Origin of the sequence: Pseudoalteromonas sp. 31A1, assembly GCF_011378815.1 — a bacterium.
In the GTDB taxonomy this organism is placed as follows: domain Bacteria; phylum Pseudomonadota; class Gammaproteobacteria; order Enterobacterales; family Alteromonadaceae; genus Pseudoalteromonas; species Pseudoalteromonas arctica.
Genome location: NZ_WTKY01000031.1, coordinates 15444 through 32755, shown reverse-complemented (window position 1 = coordinate 32755; position 17312 = coordinate 15444). Strand labels below are relative to the sequence as shown.

General features: G+C 39.8%; 12 protein-coding genes and 1 pseudogene. All 13 read right to left on the bottom strand.

Going from position 1 to position 17312, the window contains the following annotated elements; translation table 11 throughout:
* A pseudogene (locus GQR52_RS19035) lies at positions 1-326 on the bottom strand (hypothetical protein); the annotation flags it as partial.
* A 26-nt stretch (positions 327-352) separates the two neighbouring features.
* On the bottom strand, positions 353-4210 hold the full coding sequence (locus GQR52_RS19030) for a toxin VasX (protein WP_165729464.1): 3858 nt from the start codon (positions 4208-4210) through the stop codon (positions 353-355).
* Positions 4207-5232 (bottom strand): DUF4150 domain-containing protein, encoded by a 1026-nt coding sequence (locus tag GQR52_RS19025; RefSeq protein WP_165729463.1) that lies wholly within the window; start codon positions 5230-5232, stop codon positions 4207-4209. Before GQR52_RS19025 ends, GQR52_RS19030 begins: the two co-directional genes overlap by 4 nt.
* On the bottom strand, positions 5229-6128 hold the full coding sequence (locus tag GQR52_RS19020) for a hypothetical protein (RefSeq protein ID WP_165729462.1): 900 nt from the start codon (positions 6126-6128) through the stop codon (positions 5229-5231). Before GQR52_RS19020 ends, GQR52_RS19025 begins: the two co-directional genes overlap by 4 nt.
* Complete coding sequence (locus GQR52_RS19015; RefSeq protein WP_165729461.1) at positions 6118-7149, bottom strand: DUF2169 domain-containing protein; 1032 nt, start codon at positions 7147-7149, stop codon at positions 6118-6120. The genes GQR52_RS19020 and GQR52_RS19015 overlap by 11 nt, the downstream gene beginning before the upstream one ends.
* Positions 7139-8299: a hypothetical protein gene (locus GQR52_RS19010; protein ID WP_165729460.1), complete on the bottom strand. Its 1161-nt coding sequence runs from the start codon at positions 8297-8299 to the stop codon at positions 7139-7141. Before GQR52_RS19010 ends, GQR52_RS19015 begins: the two co-directional genes overlap by 11 nt.
* A gap of 4 nt (positions 8300-8303) precedes the next feature.
* Positions 8304-8720 (bottom strand): hypothetical protein, encoded by a 417-nt coding sequence (locus GQR52_RS19005; RefSeq protein ID WP_165729459.1) that lies wholly within the window; start codon positions 8718-8720, stop codon positions 8304-8306.
* A 17-nt stretch (positions 8721-8737) separates the two neighbouring features.
* On the bottom strand, positions 8738-10759 hold the full coding sequence (tssI, locus tag GQR52_RS19000; protein ID WP_165729465.1) for a type VI secretion system tip protein TssI/VgrG: 2022 nt from the start codon (positions 10757-10759) through the stop codon (positions 8738-8740).
* 25 nt (positions 10760-10784) lie between these two features.
* Complete coding sequence (gene tssH, locus GQR52_RS18995) at positions 10785-13520, bottom strand: type VI secretion system ATPase TssH (RefSeq protein WP_165729458.1); 2736 nt, start codon at positions 13518-13520, stop codon at positions 10785-10787.
* An 18-nt stretch (positions 13521-13538) separates the two neighbouring features.
* On the bottom strand, positions 13539-14522 hold the full coding sequence (tssG, locus tag GQR52_RS18990; RefSeq protein WP_165729457.1) for a type VI secretion system baseplate subunit TssG: 984 nt from the start codon (positions 14520-14522) through the stop codon (positions 13539-13541).
* Positions 14519-16237, bottom strand: a complete 1719-nt coding sequence (gene tssF / locus GQR52_RS18985) for a type VI secretion system baseplate subunit TssF (RefSeq protein WP_165729456.1) — start codon at positions 16235-16237, stop codon at positions 14519-14521. Before tssF ends, tssG begins: the two co-directional genes overlap by 4 nt.
* A gap of 21 nt (positions 16238-16258) precedes the next feature.
* Positions 16259-16666 carry a type VI secretion system baseplate subunit TssE gene (gene tssE, locus GQR52_RS18980; protein WP_165729455.1) on the bottom strand — a complete coding sequence of 136 codons (408 nt, stop codon included), beginning with the start codon at positions 16664-16666 and terminating at the stop codon, positions 16259-16261.
* Between the two features lie 56 nt (positions 16667-16722).
* The gene (locus tag GQR52_RS18975; RefSeq protein WP_007584479.1) at positions 16723-17208 is read right to left on the bottom strand and encodes an Hcp family type VI secretion system effector; all 486 of its coding nucleotides are present in this window, start codon (positions 17206-17208) and stop codon (positions 16723-16725) included.
* Positions 17209-17312 lie beyond the last annotated feature (104 nt).

Sequence of the window (17312 nt, the reverse complement as noted above, 5' to 3'; positions counted from 1 at the left end):
GTTTGTCTATTATCACGGTATTTACTTTTGTTATCGCCTCTCCTTTCGATTTCTAGCATTTTTTCAGGGTTATTTTTTCTAAATTCTTCTAATCGGACGACCGCTTTTTCATCTAGAGCGAGTTGTTTTATGGTTTTATCTTTCGCTCTAGCGGGGTCTCGACCAGGATTTTCAGCGCACCACTGTTTAATTGCGTTAATACGGTTTTCTCTTTTTATTTTTTCTCGCTCTTCGTGAGTTAAGCCATCTTCCTCTTCAGCAATATAGCGCTCAACTAGCTTATCAAGTATTCTTTCGTCCTCTGCGTTTTTATCATCTATGTTCATAGTTACTCCTTTACGCGATCTACTTCTTATAAATTAATTACTGCTTGGCTTATAACCTGACCAATGCGGTGACTGTACTTACGGTCATCATTAAAAGACAGTAATCCAGGCTTTTCACCCGCCTTGTAATACTCAATTGGTAAGCCATAGTTACTATTAAAACCTTGAATAGTCGGTTGAACTTTACCATTAGGATATACTGTTGCCTCTAATTTAAGCTCTATTTGGTCGCCTGATTCTAACCCGAGCGCGGCCAATAAAACGTGGTTATTTATTTCAGCTTGCCAACCTGTTCGAGCTGGCTGCAAAGTCCATAGACTTTTAAGAAAAATAACCGAGTCTAAAGGGATTTGACTAAAGTGCTTATGCTTAGTGTATCTTGCTAGCCTAGAGTCATAATCTGTTAATAATGATGCCGCATAATAATTTAGCATTCCCTTATCAGGTGGAAGCATTCGCCAGCTAATTTTTGTATCGACACCTTCTTTCACTGCAGCTACGGGAGCTGTTAGCCCCATTGAGACTGTTTTGGAGTGTTCATTCGCGATTACTTTTGCATAAGGCTTATAAAGCGCGTTATATATATCGAGTAGTGCTAAATCAGGGCGATTTCTCCATTGTTCTGCTCGTACACTCGTTGAGCCATCATTAACAAATGCAGCCTTACCCCATGGGCATGCATGTAGCCAGGCTTCAACCTCTGATTCGCTAAAGTAATAAATAAGCCCTGCCGCAATTAGAACTATTACTAAGCCGGCAATGCCAAATACGGCAATTAATGCTGACGCCCCTTTGGTAATGATTGCAATACCTGATGCGGCTGTCATGCTTAAAAAGCCCAAAGCCATAATAGAATTTGCTGTCGCAAGGCCTATATTACCTTTGTTATATTCATTAACCGCATCCCTCACGGCCACATATGTACTTATTGCGCCTGCAAGGAACGTCGCTGCATTGGCGGCATAAGATAAGGCTACCTTCGCAGAGATAACACTGAGCCTTCCTCTTAGTATTTTTTTAGTAAACTCACTAGCAGGCACTTTGTTTCTAGAGAAAAGTTTCAACTGTTCAGAGCTTGGCATACCATAACGACGCTCAACAAGGTCCTTACCAATATTCACCATAACATCTAACAAATCAGCATACGCTGACGTTTTATCCATTAAACTAACGCCATCTCCAGTTATAACGGTATAAAAATTAATGACTTCTAGCCCAGTAACAAACGGTAAAACACCAATACTGGCTGAGCCAACTTTGCCCTTTTGCTGCTTACCCAATGCTGTTTGCGCGTATTTTTTGAGGGATTTATTATGATCTTTATACCCAGTTAAATCCCAGTTAGTTTTAAGCTGAGCAGTTTCAAAAGCCTCTAAAGTATCGCCTAATTTCTTCTCTGCAGCTTTTAAAGCTAATAACTTATCTTTGTCTAACACCACCATTTTTTGTATCACTTTGTTCTTAGCGCTGTCTGCTTGGTAGTATTGCTTAGTAACCATGGCCTCTAATTCATTTAAAGAGCCATCTAAGCTTGTAATAAGATCTAAACGTGCTGGTATCGTTACTTTATCGTTAATTTTAAGTTTAACAATGGGCCGCGTTCCGCCATTGCCAGGGTAACTACCCTGGCTCAGTGCTTCGTCAATACCTTCGGTTATTTTATTAAATTCTAAAATTCGTTGTTCGGCACGCTTAGAACGGCTGTTAAAATTAAGCGGGACGACTGAATCGGGTAAGTTACCTTCATAGTAGTCATTAACATCAATATCAATCTCAACGAGTAAACCATCAGAAACCATGTGCGCGAGATGCATTATTTTTTGATAGGGGTTATACGACATCGCAACTGACTTAATACGTGCCTCACTATTAAGCATGTCTAAACCCACACTTTTTAGTGTTGATAGATGCGCACGGGTGACACTACTTTTTGTTTTTGCTTGTTTAAGTAATGTTTTGTAATGCTCTAGTTCTTTGTTTCTTTGTTTAAGCTGCCTGTTTAATTGCTCGGTGATGTCATCGCTATCAATACCTTGGTTACGCGCTTCTTGAATTAGCTCATTGCGTGTTTTTTCAGAACTTTTAATTTCGTCTTGTTTATTTTTTATCTGTTCTTTTAAGTTTGATATTTGTTGCTTTACCTCATTACTTTCTCGCTGTAAACTAGATTGTTTTTGCATGCGGGCAGTAAACACATCTTTAATTGTTCCGCCACCTTGAGACATAGAATAAGTGGCAGATGGTACTTCCATAATAATATTAAAAAAGCCCCATACAGCTTGGCTACTACGCCTAAATACTTGCGTTAAATCGCCTTCTATATAACCATCAAGTTGATCATCTTGCTTTTCCAAAGCCTTAAACTCATCAATAGAAAAATCAACGTTTTTAGGGTCTTCTTCATCTCGAAAACACTTATATTCAGTTAAATTTGGCTTACTATTGGTTTCATCAGGGAATAGTAACTTATGTAGTTTTAATAAATTTGAACGGTCACTGGTATCCTCTGGGTGTGTACCTAACACTTTTAAGATTATATATTGCCCTAAGTCATTACTGTCGATTTGCTCAAGCTTTTTCGCGTCTTGGTCATACACTACACTTGAGCGAAGCATGTCTGCCGTTAAATCTTTTAGAGGGGCTAATACATCACACATAAGTTGATATATTTCGAGTCGTCGGTTACCTGTGTGATATGCATAATCTCTTGCACATTGATAAAAGCAAGAAGCAGTCTCTTCATCCTCTATAAGGTCTTTTACATTGGCTCTTAACTCATTGATATACTGACCAAGCACATGCACTTGCTCTGTATCTAAAAACTTTCTGAATGCTGTTTTATCAAATTTATTTTCTACCCACTTTTTATAATCTGAAGCAATCTTTTGTTCTTGCTCAGAGACACTGTCTTCACCATATGTTGCTAATTTGTCAGACACTGACTGCGGAAAAGCAAAAAAGGTTTGTTGAATAAATGAGGCTAATTCAAGCTCTCCTCGCTGCTCTTTAGTAAGTTCATCGACACTTAAAACGGATTTACCTTTAGCTGCTTTATCTAAGAGTAATGTATTGATTATTGAACGAGCCAGAGCTATATCCGCACAGGCTTGGCGGGCCTTACCAAGCACATCTGGAATAATTGGCTGATAAACCCCAGCTTTATTTGTTACATCTAATACAACATGCTTCGGCAGCTGCGCGCTATTATAGCCTTGCTCAAAATCCCCAAGCTTATCTAACGTAAACAACCTATTGTTTCGTACCTCTATTGCATCAGCATTATTCTCTCCTGGCTTAACAGGCTCTCCATAGTTTAACCTTGGATCTTCTGGTTTAAGGCCACCAAAAAGTTGTATCTGCTTCCAGGGCCATTGAATTTCAGAATGAGCAATTTGTACCTCACAAACTTGTCCATTTAGCTTATATGGTACGATGACTGTTTTAAGTGCTTCGCCAGTTGCCTCGCGAAAACCTTTATTTTGCTTCCAAGTAAGAGCGCCTTTTTGCCAAGCAAGGTTAATATCTTTAAACCTTGTAACATCCTTATTAGTCGTTACCTTAAGCTCACGCCATAAATGACCGTCAACAAAAATGTATAAAAAGCCATCTCTTAAGTTCGTTTTATGATCGTCAATTTCATCTGCAGGGTGGGCATATCTAATTGGAAATATATGAACTAACTCAATATCAGCTGTATTATCACTCTCCTCTTTAGCATCTACCTGATATAACGGGATTTTATAGTAGCCTTTACTGCTTCTATTTACAGATTCATCTCTAACCATTAGTGATACATTTTTTACACCATCTGATTGGCGTTCAAAAACAAGCTCTCTATGCGCATTTTTTTCATCAATTTTATCTGCTACATTTAGATCACTCATACAATTGACACTCCATCTTCATCTAACTTTTCTGATCCTGATATTTTTATGACTATTTTTTTACCGGCTTGCTGGTCAGCCAAACTATCCCTCATTTCTACACTCAATCCTCTTGGTGATGCGCCACCTGATTGCGCTAGCGGCATAGGCGGGGTGTTTTTTGAGTTTGAAATCATTAAGTCACCTTGGCGCACTGCGGGTTTGCCTTCAATGAGCACATTAAATGAGCCTATTATAAATTCAGCTTTTCCATCGTTAGTGCCGCTCATTAGGCCTTTTTTATCACCGGGCATATCACCCATACTTTTTGAAAAATTACTTTTGATGTTAGCCGCGCCATTTCCGTTAATTTTTACTGACCCGGCAACACTTGCTACATCGCTTGCTGCAGCCATATTTGGATAAGGTATTGGGATAACACTTGGGCCTACCGTCGTTAAACATACATCTATGGTGCTTAGCTTGCCGCCACTACTTTGGTGCACTGCAGTGCGGCCATTAATTAATACATTTTGCCCTGATACTGTGGCTACTTGCGCTGCTTGCGATTGCGTATCTTTGGTTAATTGCTCTTCGCTGCCGGCTTCCCACCCTAAGTGGCTCGACACTAAATCTAAAAATGCTTGGGCATTAGTGATAGGTTTATTAACATCCATATTGGTTTGAGACTCATTCCACGGCAAAATAGGTTCGTTTTTTTCATCATCCCATTCTGGTGGCGGAATTATATAGCCGGGTATGAAGGTGTTTACCATTTCACCGAGTGTTTTTTCACGGTATTTAGGGCGTGCTATTTCATCTAAAAAAGCAGCTTCACCGGCTTCTCTGTCTTCAAAAATAGCAACATTGCTGGCTTTACCTAATGCGCCGTTACTTCGTGCGCTATTATTAAGTCCTAACAAAGTTGGGTTGTTGTGTCGCCATGTTAACGATCCGCCTGAACGCACATCGGCGGTTAGCGCGTCGATGTCGTACTGAACACTGCCTGTTTGTTTACCTGCGGCTGCATTAATGTATGTCATGAATTTTCACTCCTTGAAATTTTTATTAATTGCTCGTTAGGTGAATTAAATAATAAAAATACATGCTGTAACCCTTCATTTAGTGGGTTATTTAAATAGCTATTTGCAAGCACAAACCCCGCTGGATCGTTTGCAACGCCTTGATGGCCAATAGTATTATTTAAGTTGGCGAGCTCTATTAATTCGTCTTCTGGGCTATACAATGCTTGTGTATTAGCAAACCATTTTTTTTGCCATACTAACGACTCCTTTCCTGCAAATAGGTAAGTATCATTAACACAAGCCTCAGCTTGGTTGAGCTGTTCGTTTAATTCACCATTATAAAGGTGTGCACTAAGGGTGCCTTGTAAATGGGTAAGTAATACACATCCACCTTCACCATTAATAATGCCTGGCGGGCCGTTTAACACTTGCACCACGTTATTTTTTGCTTGATGGCTTACGTATTGGTAACTAACGCATGAATCTACGGCGATAATGAGGGTATCTGGCGCTATGCTTTTTAAATCAAGCGTTGTAGTTTGTATAAAGTCAGGGACTTGCTGCGAAATCACCTCAGCTAAAAGCTCACTGAGTGTATCGTCACTTATTACTGGGTTGTTTGACTCATCCTGTGGTAATACAAACACTATTTGGCTTATGCGGGATGTTTTTCTAAGTGTTGTAATATCAATATTTTCAAGCAACTGACTTAATAACAGTAAGCATTTGGTTTGCCTATCAAGCTGAGCAAGCTCTTCTATTTCTACCATTATGTAGGGGGCATCTAAGCTTATATCGCAACGTATTAGCGCTTTACTCGGTTTAGAAAACAACATTTGATTTGCAACAGCAGTATACAAGCTACTTGGTGTACATCCACTGGCATTTATATGGCAAAGTACATCAAACTTCATTGTTAGTTTCCTTTTGCGCCACGACTAACTGGCTATTTGCGCCTACGTGTATTGCGTCAATATAACCGCGCCATAACAAAGAAAAACTCTGCGCGTCAGAATCAATAACCAACGTATCGCAGCGCAAACTAATGGTATGTCTGTTTAATGTGTTAACTAGCTGAACAATAGGCTCTTCAAAGGGAAGCTCAACTCGCTGATGCTGCCCATAAGCTTGTAACGGGTATAACCCAGAAAGCGAAAAAGCCCACCCTTGTGTAAACTCTTTTTTTACTCGCTGATCTAGCGGTGCCATATTATTAAAATGTTCATCAAGCACTGTTTTAAACGGGTAATTGCCTGCCATAAGTGCTTTTTGATCGATGTCGGGCATAAGTTCTATTCGCGGTGACCAATGTGATGGTATAGCTGAAAAGCTTGCAACTGGGGTAGTATGGCTCGGTTTACGAAGTAGTTGGTTTGCGTATTCAATACAAGGTAATTGCTGCCCTTTTGCTTGTTTGTTTTTAAGCTTAAACCCTCTCCCTATCGGATTTTCAAGCAGATAATTAGACTCATCGTTAAAGTCTTTTCCACCAAAAGCATTACTGTAATTAATGGGTGTAGGCTCAATAATATTAGGATCAGTTGCAACAGGCCCAAGTAAAGAGCGCTTCCAAAAGCGTGCGCCAGTTACACGTAAACGCTTTTTAAATAGTGGCTGCGTTTTATTATGGAGACCAAGCTCTACTTCAATTACTCGTGCTTGTTTGGCTTTGGGTGGGTAAGCTGTAAAGTCGCCATACACTTCAAAACCTGTTTTAAAGGCGACTTGCTCGTTTACTTCACTCAGTGGTGTATATGCGGGGTCGCCATCGTAGTCATCTGCTAAAACAATATCGGGGCCGGGCTCGTTTGGTGTTACATTGCCTTTTTCGTCAAATTCAAAGTTTTGTTTTACAAGGACAACTTTAGCCAACGTACGGTCACTCAACCAACCATCAAAAAAGCTAGCCTGCCAAGGAGAAAAGTTATTCAGCACTTGGGCTCTCCGCTATAACACTTTGCCATTGTTTGGCGCTCAGTAATACATGGTACAAACCACAGGCCTTTTGCAAAGAATAATGTGGTGCTACAACGCGTTGCACAACTTCACCTGCAAGCATTTTTAATTTTTGTTTTGCATTACTGCACACAAAGCTAACGCCGTTTAACAATTGATCCCCAGGCACTAATGCAAACGCTTGCCTTGCATGCTCTGCATCATCAAGGTTTATGCCGCTGTGTACATTTTTTTCGTTATTTGGTTCTACTACAGTTACTTTGTTTGCTTGGGCAAGCGCTCTGTTAGTAATAATTAGCCATGCTGCGTAAGCTGGTTTTTGAGTTACCCCATGCGCCATTAAATTAATAAATAAAGGCAATGCGCGCTTATATACAAAGTGGCTTAGTACATGCTGGCAAAGCCCGGGGTTAGCTTTACAAAAAAGTAGGCAAGGTTCATCCCAGCGCGGATCGTTAGTAAGCCCTGCTAGGGCAAGTAATTTTGCTTTTTTGTCGTCATCATTTGTTTTAGCAAATACTTTAAATAGTATGTCTGATAAGTTACTTGTTTTATTACAATAGGCATTCACGAGTGCTGCATAAGCAATATCAAAGTTAGTATGTAACATGGCATGGCTAAGCTCTGTTTCGCTTAAGTGCTGTGAAAAAAGTAAAGTAATCGCGGTACTATCAAGCTGTTCTTTTTCGTTGAGTACACTATTACGCAGTGCTTTATTATCATCTAACTGCCAATAACCAAGTAAGTGCTGTAATACACTGTAATAACTTAAATGTTTATCCGACTTTAAAGCTAAAAAAGTTTCGCCGCTGTTAAGTTCACTTTTTAAATTAAGACTTTGTAGCAATAGCGTGTAGATACTGTGGTGCTCTGGGCTTTCTATCGCAAGGGTAATAAATTCATTAAGCGCTAAATGACTTACTTGTGTTAAATTTTTACCTGCAAAGTAATCTGTGGGTGCATCACTTTTTAAATCGCTGAGTGTGTATAAATGATTTAGTAATTGGCTTTCAATTACATTGAGTCGAGCAAGCGGATAAACACCTTGCGCTTGCAACTTTTGTTTGTGTTTTAATAGAGTAGTTAAACGCTGCTGATGCTGCTTAACTTTAGCGACTTGAGCAAACATAGTGTTAATTGAGCCTAATTGGCCAGCCAGCCAAAGTAAGATCTTGCTCGCTATTAGCCGTTATATCTCGCCCTTCGAGCACTATCGTCCCGTCGGCAAATACTTCTATCGTCCCTTTAGCCGTTTGAAGGCTAATACTTTGCTGAGCTTCAATAACAATATGGCCTTGGCTATTTTGAATGAATGCAGCGGGTGCTTGATCTTCATTTGCAAGTAGGCCTGTTACTATAAAGCCCTGTGCAGTATGGGTAAGCAGTACTGTGTCGCCCACTTGGCATGGTGTTATATGCGCCGCTTGTGCTACCACATTATGTTCGTCGTTATTTATTGTAACGCCTTTAACTCGGCCAAATTCATCAACTTTACTTACAGGTGCAAGTTGCTGATCGTGATTAAATATACTTTTAACTTTAGCGTTCATTAAATTACTCCTTTAACTTAGTTATTACTAATTGCACTGCCTTTAATTGCTATATTAGTGGCACTTAACGTTATATTAGTGGCATCAATTGTGAGGTTACCCGCAGCATCAATTTCTATACTTGCGCCACCTTGACTTAACTGAATTGAACCCTGCCCATTTGCTTTTATAGTGATGTTACCGCCACTATTTAGCTCTAAATCACCTTGAGGTGCTTGTAGCTCAAGGTTGCCGTCAACCGAGTAAACGCTAATGTCTTGCTGCGCTTGCATTTTAAGCTCATCAGTTGCTGTGAGCTCTAAGTTACCGTCAGCCGCTTGAATACGACTATTTGAGGCTGAGTTTAGAGTTAAATCCGCAGCCGAGGTAACTGTAATATCTCCCTCGCGGGTTTGAATTTGCAGATTGTTTTCTACTCGGGTTGTAAAATTATTAGCGACTGTAAAGTTTGCGTCGTTCTCGGCAACAAACTGAAGGTTTTCTTTCGCTGAAATTTTAACATCACCATCAACAGACTTTAACATTGCCTGGTGCGCACCATTTGTTGCATCGAGTATTAATTGGTTTTTATTGTTTTTATTGGCAAGGCTTATCTTCTCTTCGCCTTTTTTGTCATCCATTACAAAGCTGTGCCCAGCTTTAGTTACTAATTTGTTTTCAGTTGGGTTTTCGCTCGTAACAGGATTTGGAGCATTTTCATTATAAAGCGCGCCTAAAATTATAGGCCTGTCTAAATCACCATTTTCACCACACACGAGCACTTCTGTACCTTGCGTTAGTGGAAAATGCATACCGTGCCCGCTGCCGCCGTAAGGTTGCATTAAACGTGTTGGACGGCTTTCTTGGCCTTCTCCATCTTGGTTAAATGGTAGTTTTACTACGTAATTTCCTTTGTCATCAATTTCTTGCTCAATTAATGCATTAAACGTTGCAAACACACGTCTCGCTGGGCGTAATGGAGCTTTATAAGGCTGATTAACACTAATTAAATAAGCCTGGTTTTTATACGTTAAACCCTTCACATTTGAGCCGTATTCAACCGAAGCACTTTGGCTACCTTTGTGCTCTACACGCGTCACTAAATACTGACCATCATGCTCTGGATGGTCATAAATATTTAAACGCATACCAGGGCGAAGCGCCCTGCAGTCTGTATCTATTATTATTTGCTCACGTTGGCAATCAAACGCTTGCTGTCTGATAGTTGCTAAGTCTTGGCCTTCGTTTGATTGCCCGTAATTATCACCGTAATGACTATCTTCACCAAAACCAATAACTGACGCACTGTTATTTTTTGAAACTTGCAAATTACCCGGAGCTTGGTAGTTGTAATCATCTAAGTGCGTACTTTGTGGAAATAATTGGGCCTGCCGGCTTATAGCAAAAATTGACTCACTCGTTCTTACTTGCCCAGATGGCGGTACATAGCTTAGGTTTATTTCATCAAACTCTTGCGCTATACCATTAGAATCATTGCAAATATACAATGTACATTCACCACCCGTTTGCTCTACAAAGCTGTATACAAAACCGTGCTTACGCATTAAGCGTGTTACAAATTCGTAATCAGTTTCGTTGTACTGCACGGTCATATCAAGCATGGTTGAGCTTGCTTGCACATTTAATTTTTGCGCAGGGAAACCTGCTTTTTCAAACACGCTCGAAATAATTTTACCTGCATCCATAGCAGTAAATACACGGTTAGAATGCTGATGCTTAAGTAATGTTAAATGAGAACTCATGATCAAAGTATAGTGGTACCCCTGATGACTTTGACCATGCGCTATAAAACCACTAATTAACCCTGATATAGTCCGATCTAACATTGACCACACTAGTGATAACGATACATCTTTGCCTATTAGCATTTCAGATGTTAAATGCTCAGGGCTCAATACTTGGATTTTAAATTCATAGTCTTCACATAAACGATCGTCTTTAGACTCAAAGTCAGTTACATAGACCATCCCGTCAGGCATGCCCTGTATAGCAACACTAAAGTGACTTTTATTGGCCTTGAGCTCGTTAAATATGTCCATGAATCCCATTTTTACGTCCTTTTATTTAAGCGTTATCTGCAAATGTCGCTGTAATTTCGTCTTGTTCGTCAACAGCCAGCGTTAAAATATCAGGCATGTCTTCTTCTGCCATAAACTCTAAAATTGATTTAGCGATACCAGGGAGTATTTGCTGCTCTATAACTGCATTTACCATACGTGCACCACTATCAGAAAGCGTACATTGAGTAGTCAGTTTTTCTAAAACACTGGCATCTACTCGTAGCTGCATTTTGTGGTTTTCGTGCAAACGTGTAGCAATAGCTTCAAGTTTCAGGCTAACGATAGATTGCAGTGCTTCTGAATCAAGCGCTAAGTAAGGTATAACTTGCATACGGGCAAGCAAAGCCGGCGCAAAAAAAGCAAGTAGCTGCGGCTTAATTAAATCAGTAAGCACACCGATTGATGGTACTTTCCAAGGTGTTCCGTCTTCATTTATAGGTGCTTGCGTTGGATTTAGCGCTTCGTTAATAGCTGCTTCTTGCTCGCTTTGCTGTACCTGTTCTTCCTCATCATCTTGAGGACTTAGGTCTATAACTGTAGGCGGTGTACACGCATCGATTAACTCTGCTGAGCCTAAATTAGATGTCATGATAATTACAGTATTTTTAAAGTCTATTTCACGCCCTTCACCGTCACGCATGGTGCCACGCTCAAATACTTGATAAAACATGTTCATTACATCTTTGTGCGCTTTTTCAACCTCATCAAGTAAAATTACTGAATATGGACGCTGCCTTACCGCTTCGGTTAATACACCTCCTTCTCCATAACCAACATACCCCGGAGGTGAACCTTTTAATTGCGATACAGTGTGCGACTCTTGGTACTCACTCATGTTTATAGTGGTTAAAAACTTATCGCCACCAAATAATTGTTTAGCTAAGCAGCGAGCGGTTTCTGTTTTACCTACACCTGAGGGGCCTGCCAATAAAAATACGCCTAGCGGACCTTCATCGTTACTTACGCCGGCTTTACTCACCCTTAGCGTTTGCGCTATTTTAGCCAATCCTGCCTGTTGCCCTATAACTTCTTGGCTAATTGTGGCTTCTAGGTTAATTAAATTACTAATCTGATCTTTTACCATTGCCCCTACAGGCACACCGGTCCACTGTGAAATAATTTGTGCAACAGCATCTGCATCTACTTCACTAAATAAGCCGTTGTCTTGTGTATTTTGCTCTTTAAGCGATTGGCGAAGTGTCAGTAATGATTCGCTATCAAGCTCTTGATCAGTTGCCTGCTTTATCTCGTTAATTTGACTCAAAGTCGAAATTTGAGACTCACGCGAGTGAGTAAGTTGCGCCAATTTATTTTGTGCAATAACCAGCTCTTCAACTAAATGGGTAAGCTTATCTTTATCAACAACTAAACCTTGGCCTAGCTCTATATTAAGGCTATTAATTCTGGTTTCTAAATAATTAATGTGCTCGCGCTCAGACTCAATAGCAGCAGGATCTGTAGCAAACGACATACGCACTCTTGCCGCTGCGGTGTCTAATACATCAATAGCTTTGTCTGGTAATTGGCGACCTGTTATATAGCGCGACGATAAAACAACAGCAGCTTCTATAGCATCATCCGTAATTTGAATATTATGATGCTCTTGATATTTATCTTTTAAGCCTGCTAGCATTAATTGAGCAGCTTGCTCTGTTGGCTCATCTACTTTAATAAGCTGAAAACGGCGCTCTAGTGCGGCATCACGTTCAAAATATTTTTTATACTCGCTCCATGTTGTAGCAGCAACGGTTCTTAATTCTCCGCGCGCTAATGCTGGCTTTAATAAATTTGCCGCATCACTCATGCCTGCATCACCACCGGCACCAATTAAAGTGTGTGCTTCATCAATAAACATAATTATTGGCGTTGTTGAATTTTTAACTTCGTCGATTACTGTTTTTAAGCGGCGCTCAAACTCACCTTTAACTCCGGCACCTGCTTGCAATAACCCCATATCAAGCACCAATAAGCGTACGCCTTGCAAATCACTTGGTACTTGCCCATCAATTATACGCTGGGCAAAACCTTCAACCACTGCTGTTTTACCTACACCTGGGTCACCCACTAAAATAGGGTTATTTTTTCTTCGACGGCATAACACATCGACCATCATACGAATTTCGTCATTACGACCGAGAACCGGGTCGATTTTACCCTGTTTTGCTTTTTCAGTTAAATCTTCACAGTACTCATCAAGCGCAGCTGTACCGTGCGATGAATCTGTTTGATTTACAGACTTTGATTTAGCTACTGGGTTTAAACGTTCTGAAGATTGCTGACAAATTTTATCTAAGTTTTCAGCTAAAAAACGTGAATCTATTTTATCCAGTAAAGCAGGTAATTGAAGTACAGGGCTGTAAGGTAATAACTCTGTTAATGAGTCAATAAGTGCAGCACCGGTTATAAAATCACTTTTATGCTGAACATTAGCACTTAACCATGCACGCTCTAGCCATTCGTATAAACGACGAGAAAATGTAGGCTTACTTTGATTACCGGCAGGCTGTTTATTTAAAAAGTCTAATAGCTCATGCCATACTTTATCTTGATTAATATTAAAAAAATGAAAAATGTGCTCAAGGTCACCATTACTTCCTTCTTCCATCAACTTAATAAGTAAATGCTCAGGAAGCACTTCAAAATGACTACGACTACTCGCAAACCCAGCGGCTGATTCAAGTGCTGTTGCGGTGTGGCCATTTAATTTATCTATGAGTTGTTTTATACCTTTAGCATCCATTTTTTTATCCTTAATTCCTTAGTGTTTATACTGTTGATGACTGTAGCTATGTGTTGTTGTATTTGCAGCTGCAGCCCCTAAATATGAATTGTGTCCAAGTACTAACGGTTGCTGACCAAGTGCTTGCTCAGCAACCGCCTCATTAGCTACCTTTATTTGGCAAACCCACTCTACATTACTTGGTAGATGCGCAGATAATAGTGCCGCCATTTTTATACCTTCTTCGCTTCTTGGCGTTAAGCTCATGGCTGTATCACTATTAACTGGGCCTATATCTATTGTTAAAATACTTCCACTAACCAATACCTGTGTACCAAGTACTGCAGAGTTACCTAAAACCATTTGGCTCTCTTCGCCTATTGCACTTGGCGTATCTATTTTTTGCCAATTAGCTCGTGTGTCGTCAACCTTTAGCGTGTCTATATTTAAGCTATGTTTAAGAAGCTGCGCTAAGCCTGCTGCACTAGTTTGCTTTAAACTTGCAATACCACACTGAATTTTTTGATCTGTTTTACCCAGTAAAATAGATTCAACTAACCCATCAAATTGGCTCGCGCCTCTACCCGCTATATTAATCTGCGACTTTTTCCAGGCCTGAAAAAGTTGGCAATAAAGTACATGATTAAATATATCTAAAAACTGACGAACGCGGTCACCGCTTTGCTCATCACTTGCTGCTTGCTCTAATACATAATGTGGCATGGGTGCATCTACACCATACAAGCCTAAAAAAGAGGTCGATAAGCTTAATCTTCCCCTGCCGTCGTTTTCTAATACACATTCGCGTACATCAGTAGCCGGAAAACCAAGCTCTTTAAAAGGTTTAAAAACAACCCTATTACTGATCCCTTGCTCTAGCTCTTGAGGCGCAGCCCAGTGTTTTTCTATTAAGCTCATCGCTTTAAATAAGTTAAACCGCCAAGGCTGCTCTATAAGTAGCTCCATTGGGGCGGGTAACTTAGACCAAACAGGATGCGCATGGCTTTTCTCAGCATAACTCATAGCTGATAGCTCTTACCTGGTTCAATATCCCAACTCCATGACTTATAACTAGGAATTGCATTAACACGCGTTTGTACGCTTTCGTTTATAGGGGCATACATTAAAAAGAATTCATGTAATACATTACAAAAATGATATAAATCGGCATCACCAACAAATTTGCTTTCATCAATATCAATAAGTACATCAACACCTTTGATAAATATTCCGCGCTTAATTTGGCTGATTGGCGTTGCTGTTATTTTTAAAATGCTTTCAATTCTTAATCTATTCTCAGCTTTATCAGACCAGTCAAACAACACAAGTAACCTTTTTAGCTCTGTAACTTGCGTAATTTGCGAAAACTTTACATTTAACAAGCTAATAAGCTGCCAATGCTTTGGCTGACTTGGACATGCTAAATAATTAGTTGGGCGTATAACATTTTTTACCTCAACGATACTCGGCATGTCTTTTCCGCCTTCGCTCAAGTCTCCCTCTTGCAAAAGCTGACGAGGCCAACCAGCATTAAAAGAGGTTAAATCAACTGATAGAGTTTCTTTTTCATCTTCTAAATTAAAAGGGAGTTGTAAATAATGAGTTGGGGCTGCTGCACCTACATCTTTAGTGAGCACAGTAAATAGCTTTTTCTCGTCTTCAAATACGCTTTGATAACGAGGCGTATAATCATACGATTGCCCCGTTACAGAATTTCGACCAGCAACTGCATCAACCGTGTAGCTAAAAACGTGGTCAAAACGAGTCTGATCTGCACTTATCATATAATCAGTACGGTTAGGCTCTATTTTAATGGGCTCTGCGGCTTGGCTAAATAAATTAACTGCTGGCACACAATTGATTAAAATATTTTCTTTACTTAACTGATGGCCCGGCGGTAGTTTATTATCCCCTCTAAATACCACTTCAAAACGGTCAATATGCTCAGGAAACTCTTCGTCTTTTAAACCATCAAATGTTAAAAAGTAAAACCGATCTTTTGCATTAAAATAATCAAGTAATAGTGCATATCCGGGATGGCTTTTAGCTGCACTAGGCAGTAAAGCGCCATCTATATCTAAATAAGTCGCACTGCAGCCTTTTGCTTTTAACTTTTTATTGAACTCAAAATGGTTAGAACCAAAATCAAGTTCAGCTTGCTTATTAGGTGTTTTTAACAACTGAAATAAAGCACTGCATAATGGTGTATCGCCACGTAAATAAAAATTTAGCTTAGATAAATCAAAATTGCTGCGTTCACCTTGGCATACAAACTTAAACCCTATTCGTAGCTCTGCACCCAAGTGCGACTCTTGGTATCTAACATGTTCAACATCCAATGGGACAACATCTAAACCGTGGGTTGTACTGAAAATTATTTTTTTATTATCGGTCTTTGCTTTAGGAGGGTTGAGCTGTAAACCTTTTGAAATAGAATGTGTTTTTTGCATAGCCAATTTAGGCTTAAATTGCACCACAGTACTAGAAGGATAATAACTTAACAGTATTGGACACAGTTGACGCAGCACCTGCTCTGAAACCTCAGGGACTGATTCATCTAGACGCTTTTGAGTATGGGCAGTTAAGTACGCCACGCCTTCTAATAAGCGCTCAATATGAGGGTCTCTATCTTTTAATGCATCAATGTTAAGCATTCCTGCATGCTCAGGATAAAACTGAGCAAACTGCTTACCAGCTTGGGTTAACAAGCGCATTTGTGCATCAAAATATTGCTGCATTCATCAATCCTTTAAATAATATTAATTATTGTTTTTTGCATGTTGCATAACGTCTGCTTTACCGCCAGATTCAAATCGAGTGTTTAGCTTGATACTTTGTCCGCTCGTTAAAAATGCTTGAATATCTAGCCTTATTACACAATTATCTTCTTTAATTTCAACAGGTGTTACATTTGCATATCGTACGCGTGGTTCGTACTTTTCTATCAATTTTTTAACCTCAAACGCTAACGTGTGTTGTGAATATGGTAACCCCTCGTAAATATCCTCTACATCGGGCAAACCATAGTCAGACAAGTGCTTTAACACGCCTCTTCTTGCATTTAAAAGCTCATTTAAATGCTTGCACACACTAACCTGCTCATCAGTTTGAAAACCATGATGGCCATTGCGTGTAACTGGTTGAGTTAAAAAATCGAATAACGCCATATCTACATCTCAATAAAAGGATATGCTTGCGCATATCCTTCAAAATTACTGACTAATTAACGACCTTCAGTCCAAGAGTCAGAGAACTCGATGTTGCCATCTAAGTAAGTCCAAGTAATGCGTTTGTAACGTAGACAAACTGTTTCAAGGTGCGGGTAACGCTCCTTGTCTAAGTCTTTAACGTTATGCATTGTTGGTGAGATCGAAGTGATTTTTACATCTTCCAACTTGTGGCAGAAATATTCACGCTCAGTCCCTGTGTCATCAATACGGTACCATTTAAGCTCTAATTGCTTAAGTGTTTGACCGTTTGAACACGCTTTGTACAAGTACGGCGTAGCCGCATCAACAGCTTTTGTAATTACAAAAGGTTCATGCTTACGAGTACCTGTAAGTTCACCTGTATCGTTATCCGTAGGAATACGAAGTTCATGATCAAAGTGTAGGATCTCAATTGAACCTTCACGCTCTGCAACAGTTACAGAACCTTTGATGTCATTACCTTGGTCATCCTTTAACCACATGTACGCTGGAATTGCCATTTCATTATTCTCCTTTTAGAATGAAGTGTTTCCTGTTAGTTGGCATTGGCATAAATAGTAATATTTATGCCCCCCAAAAAGCCCTCTGCTTCATGCCACTGGGG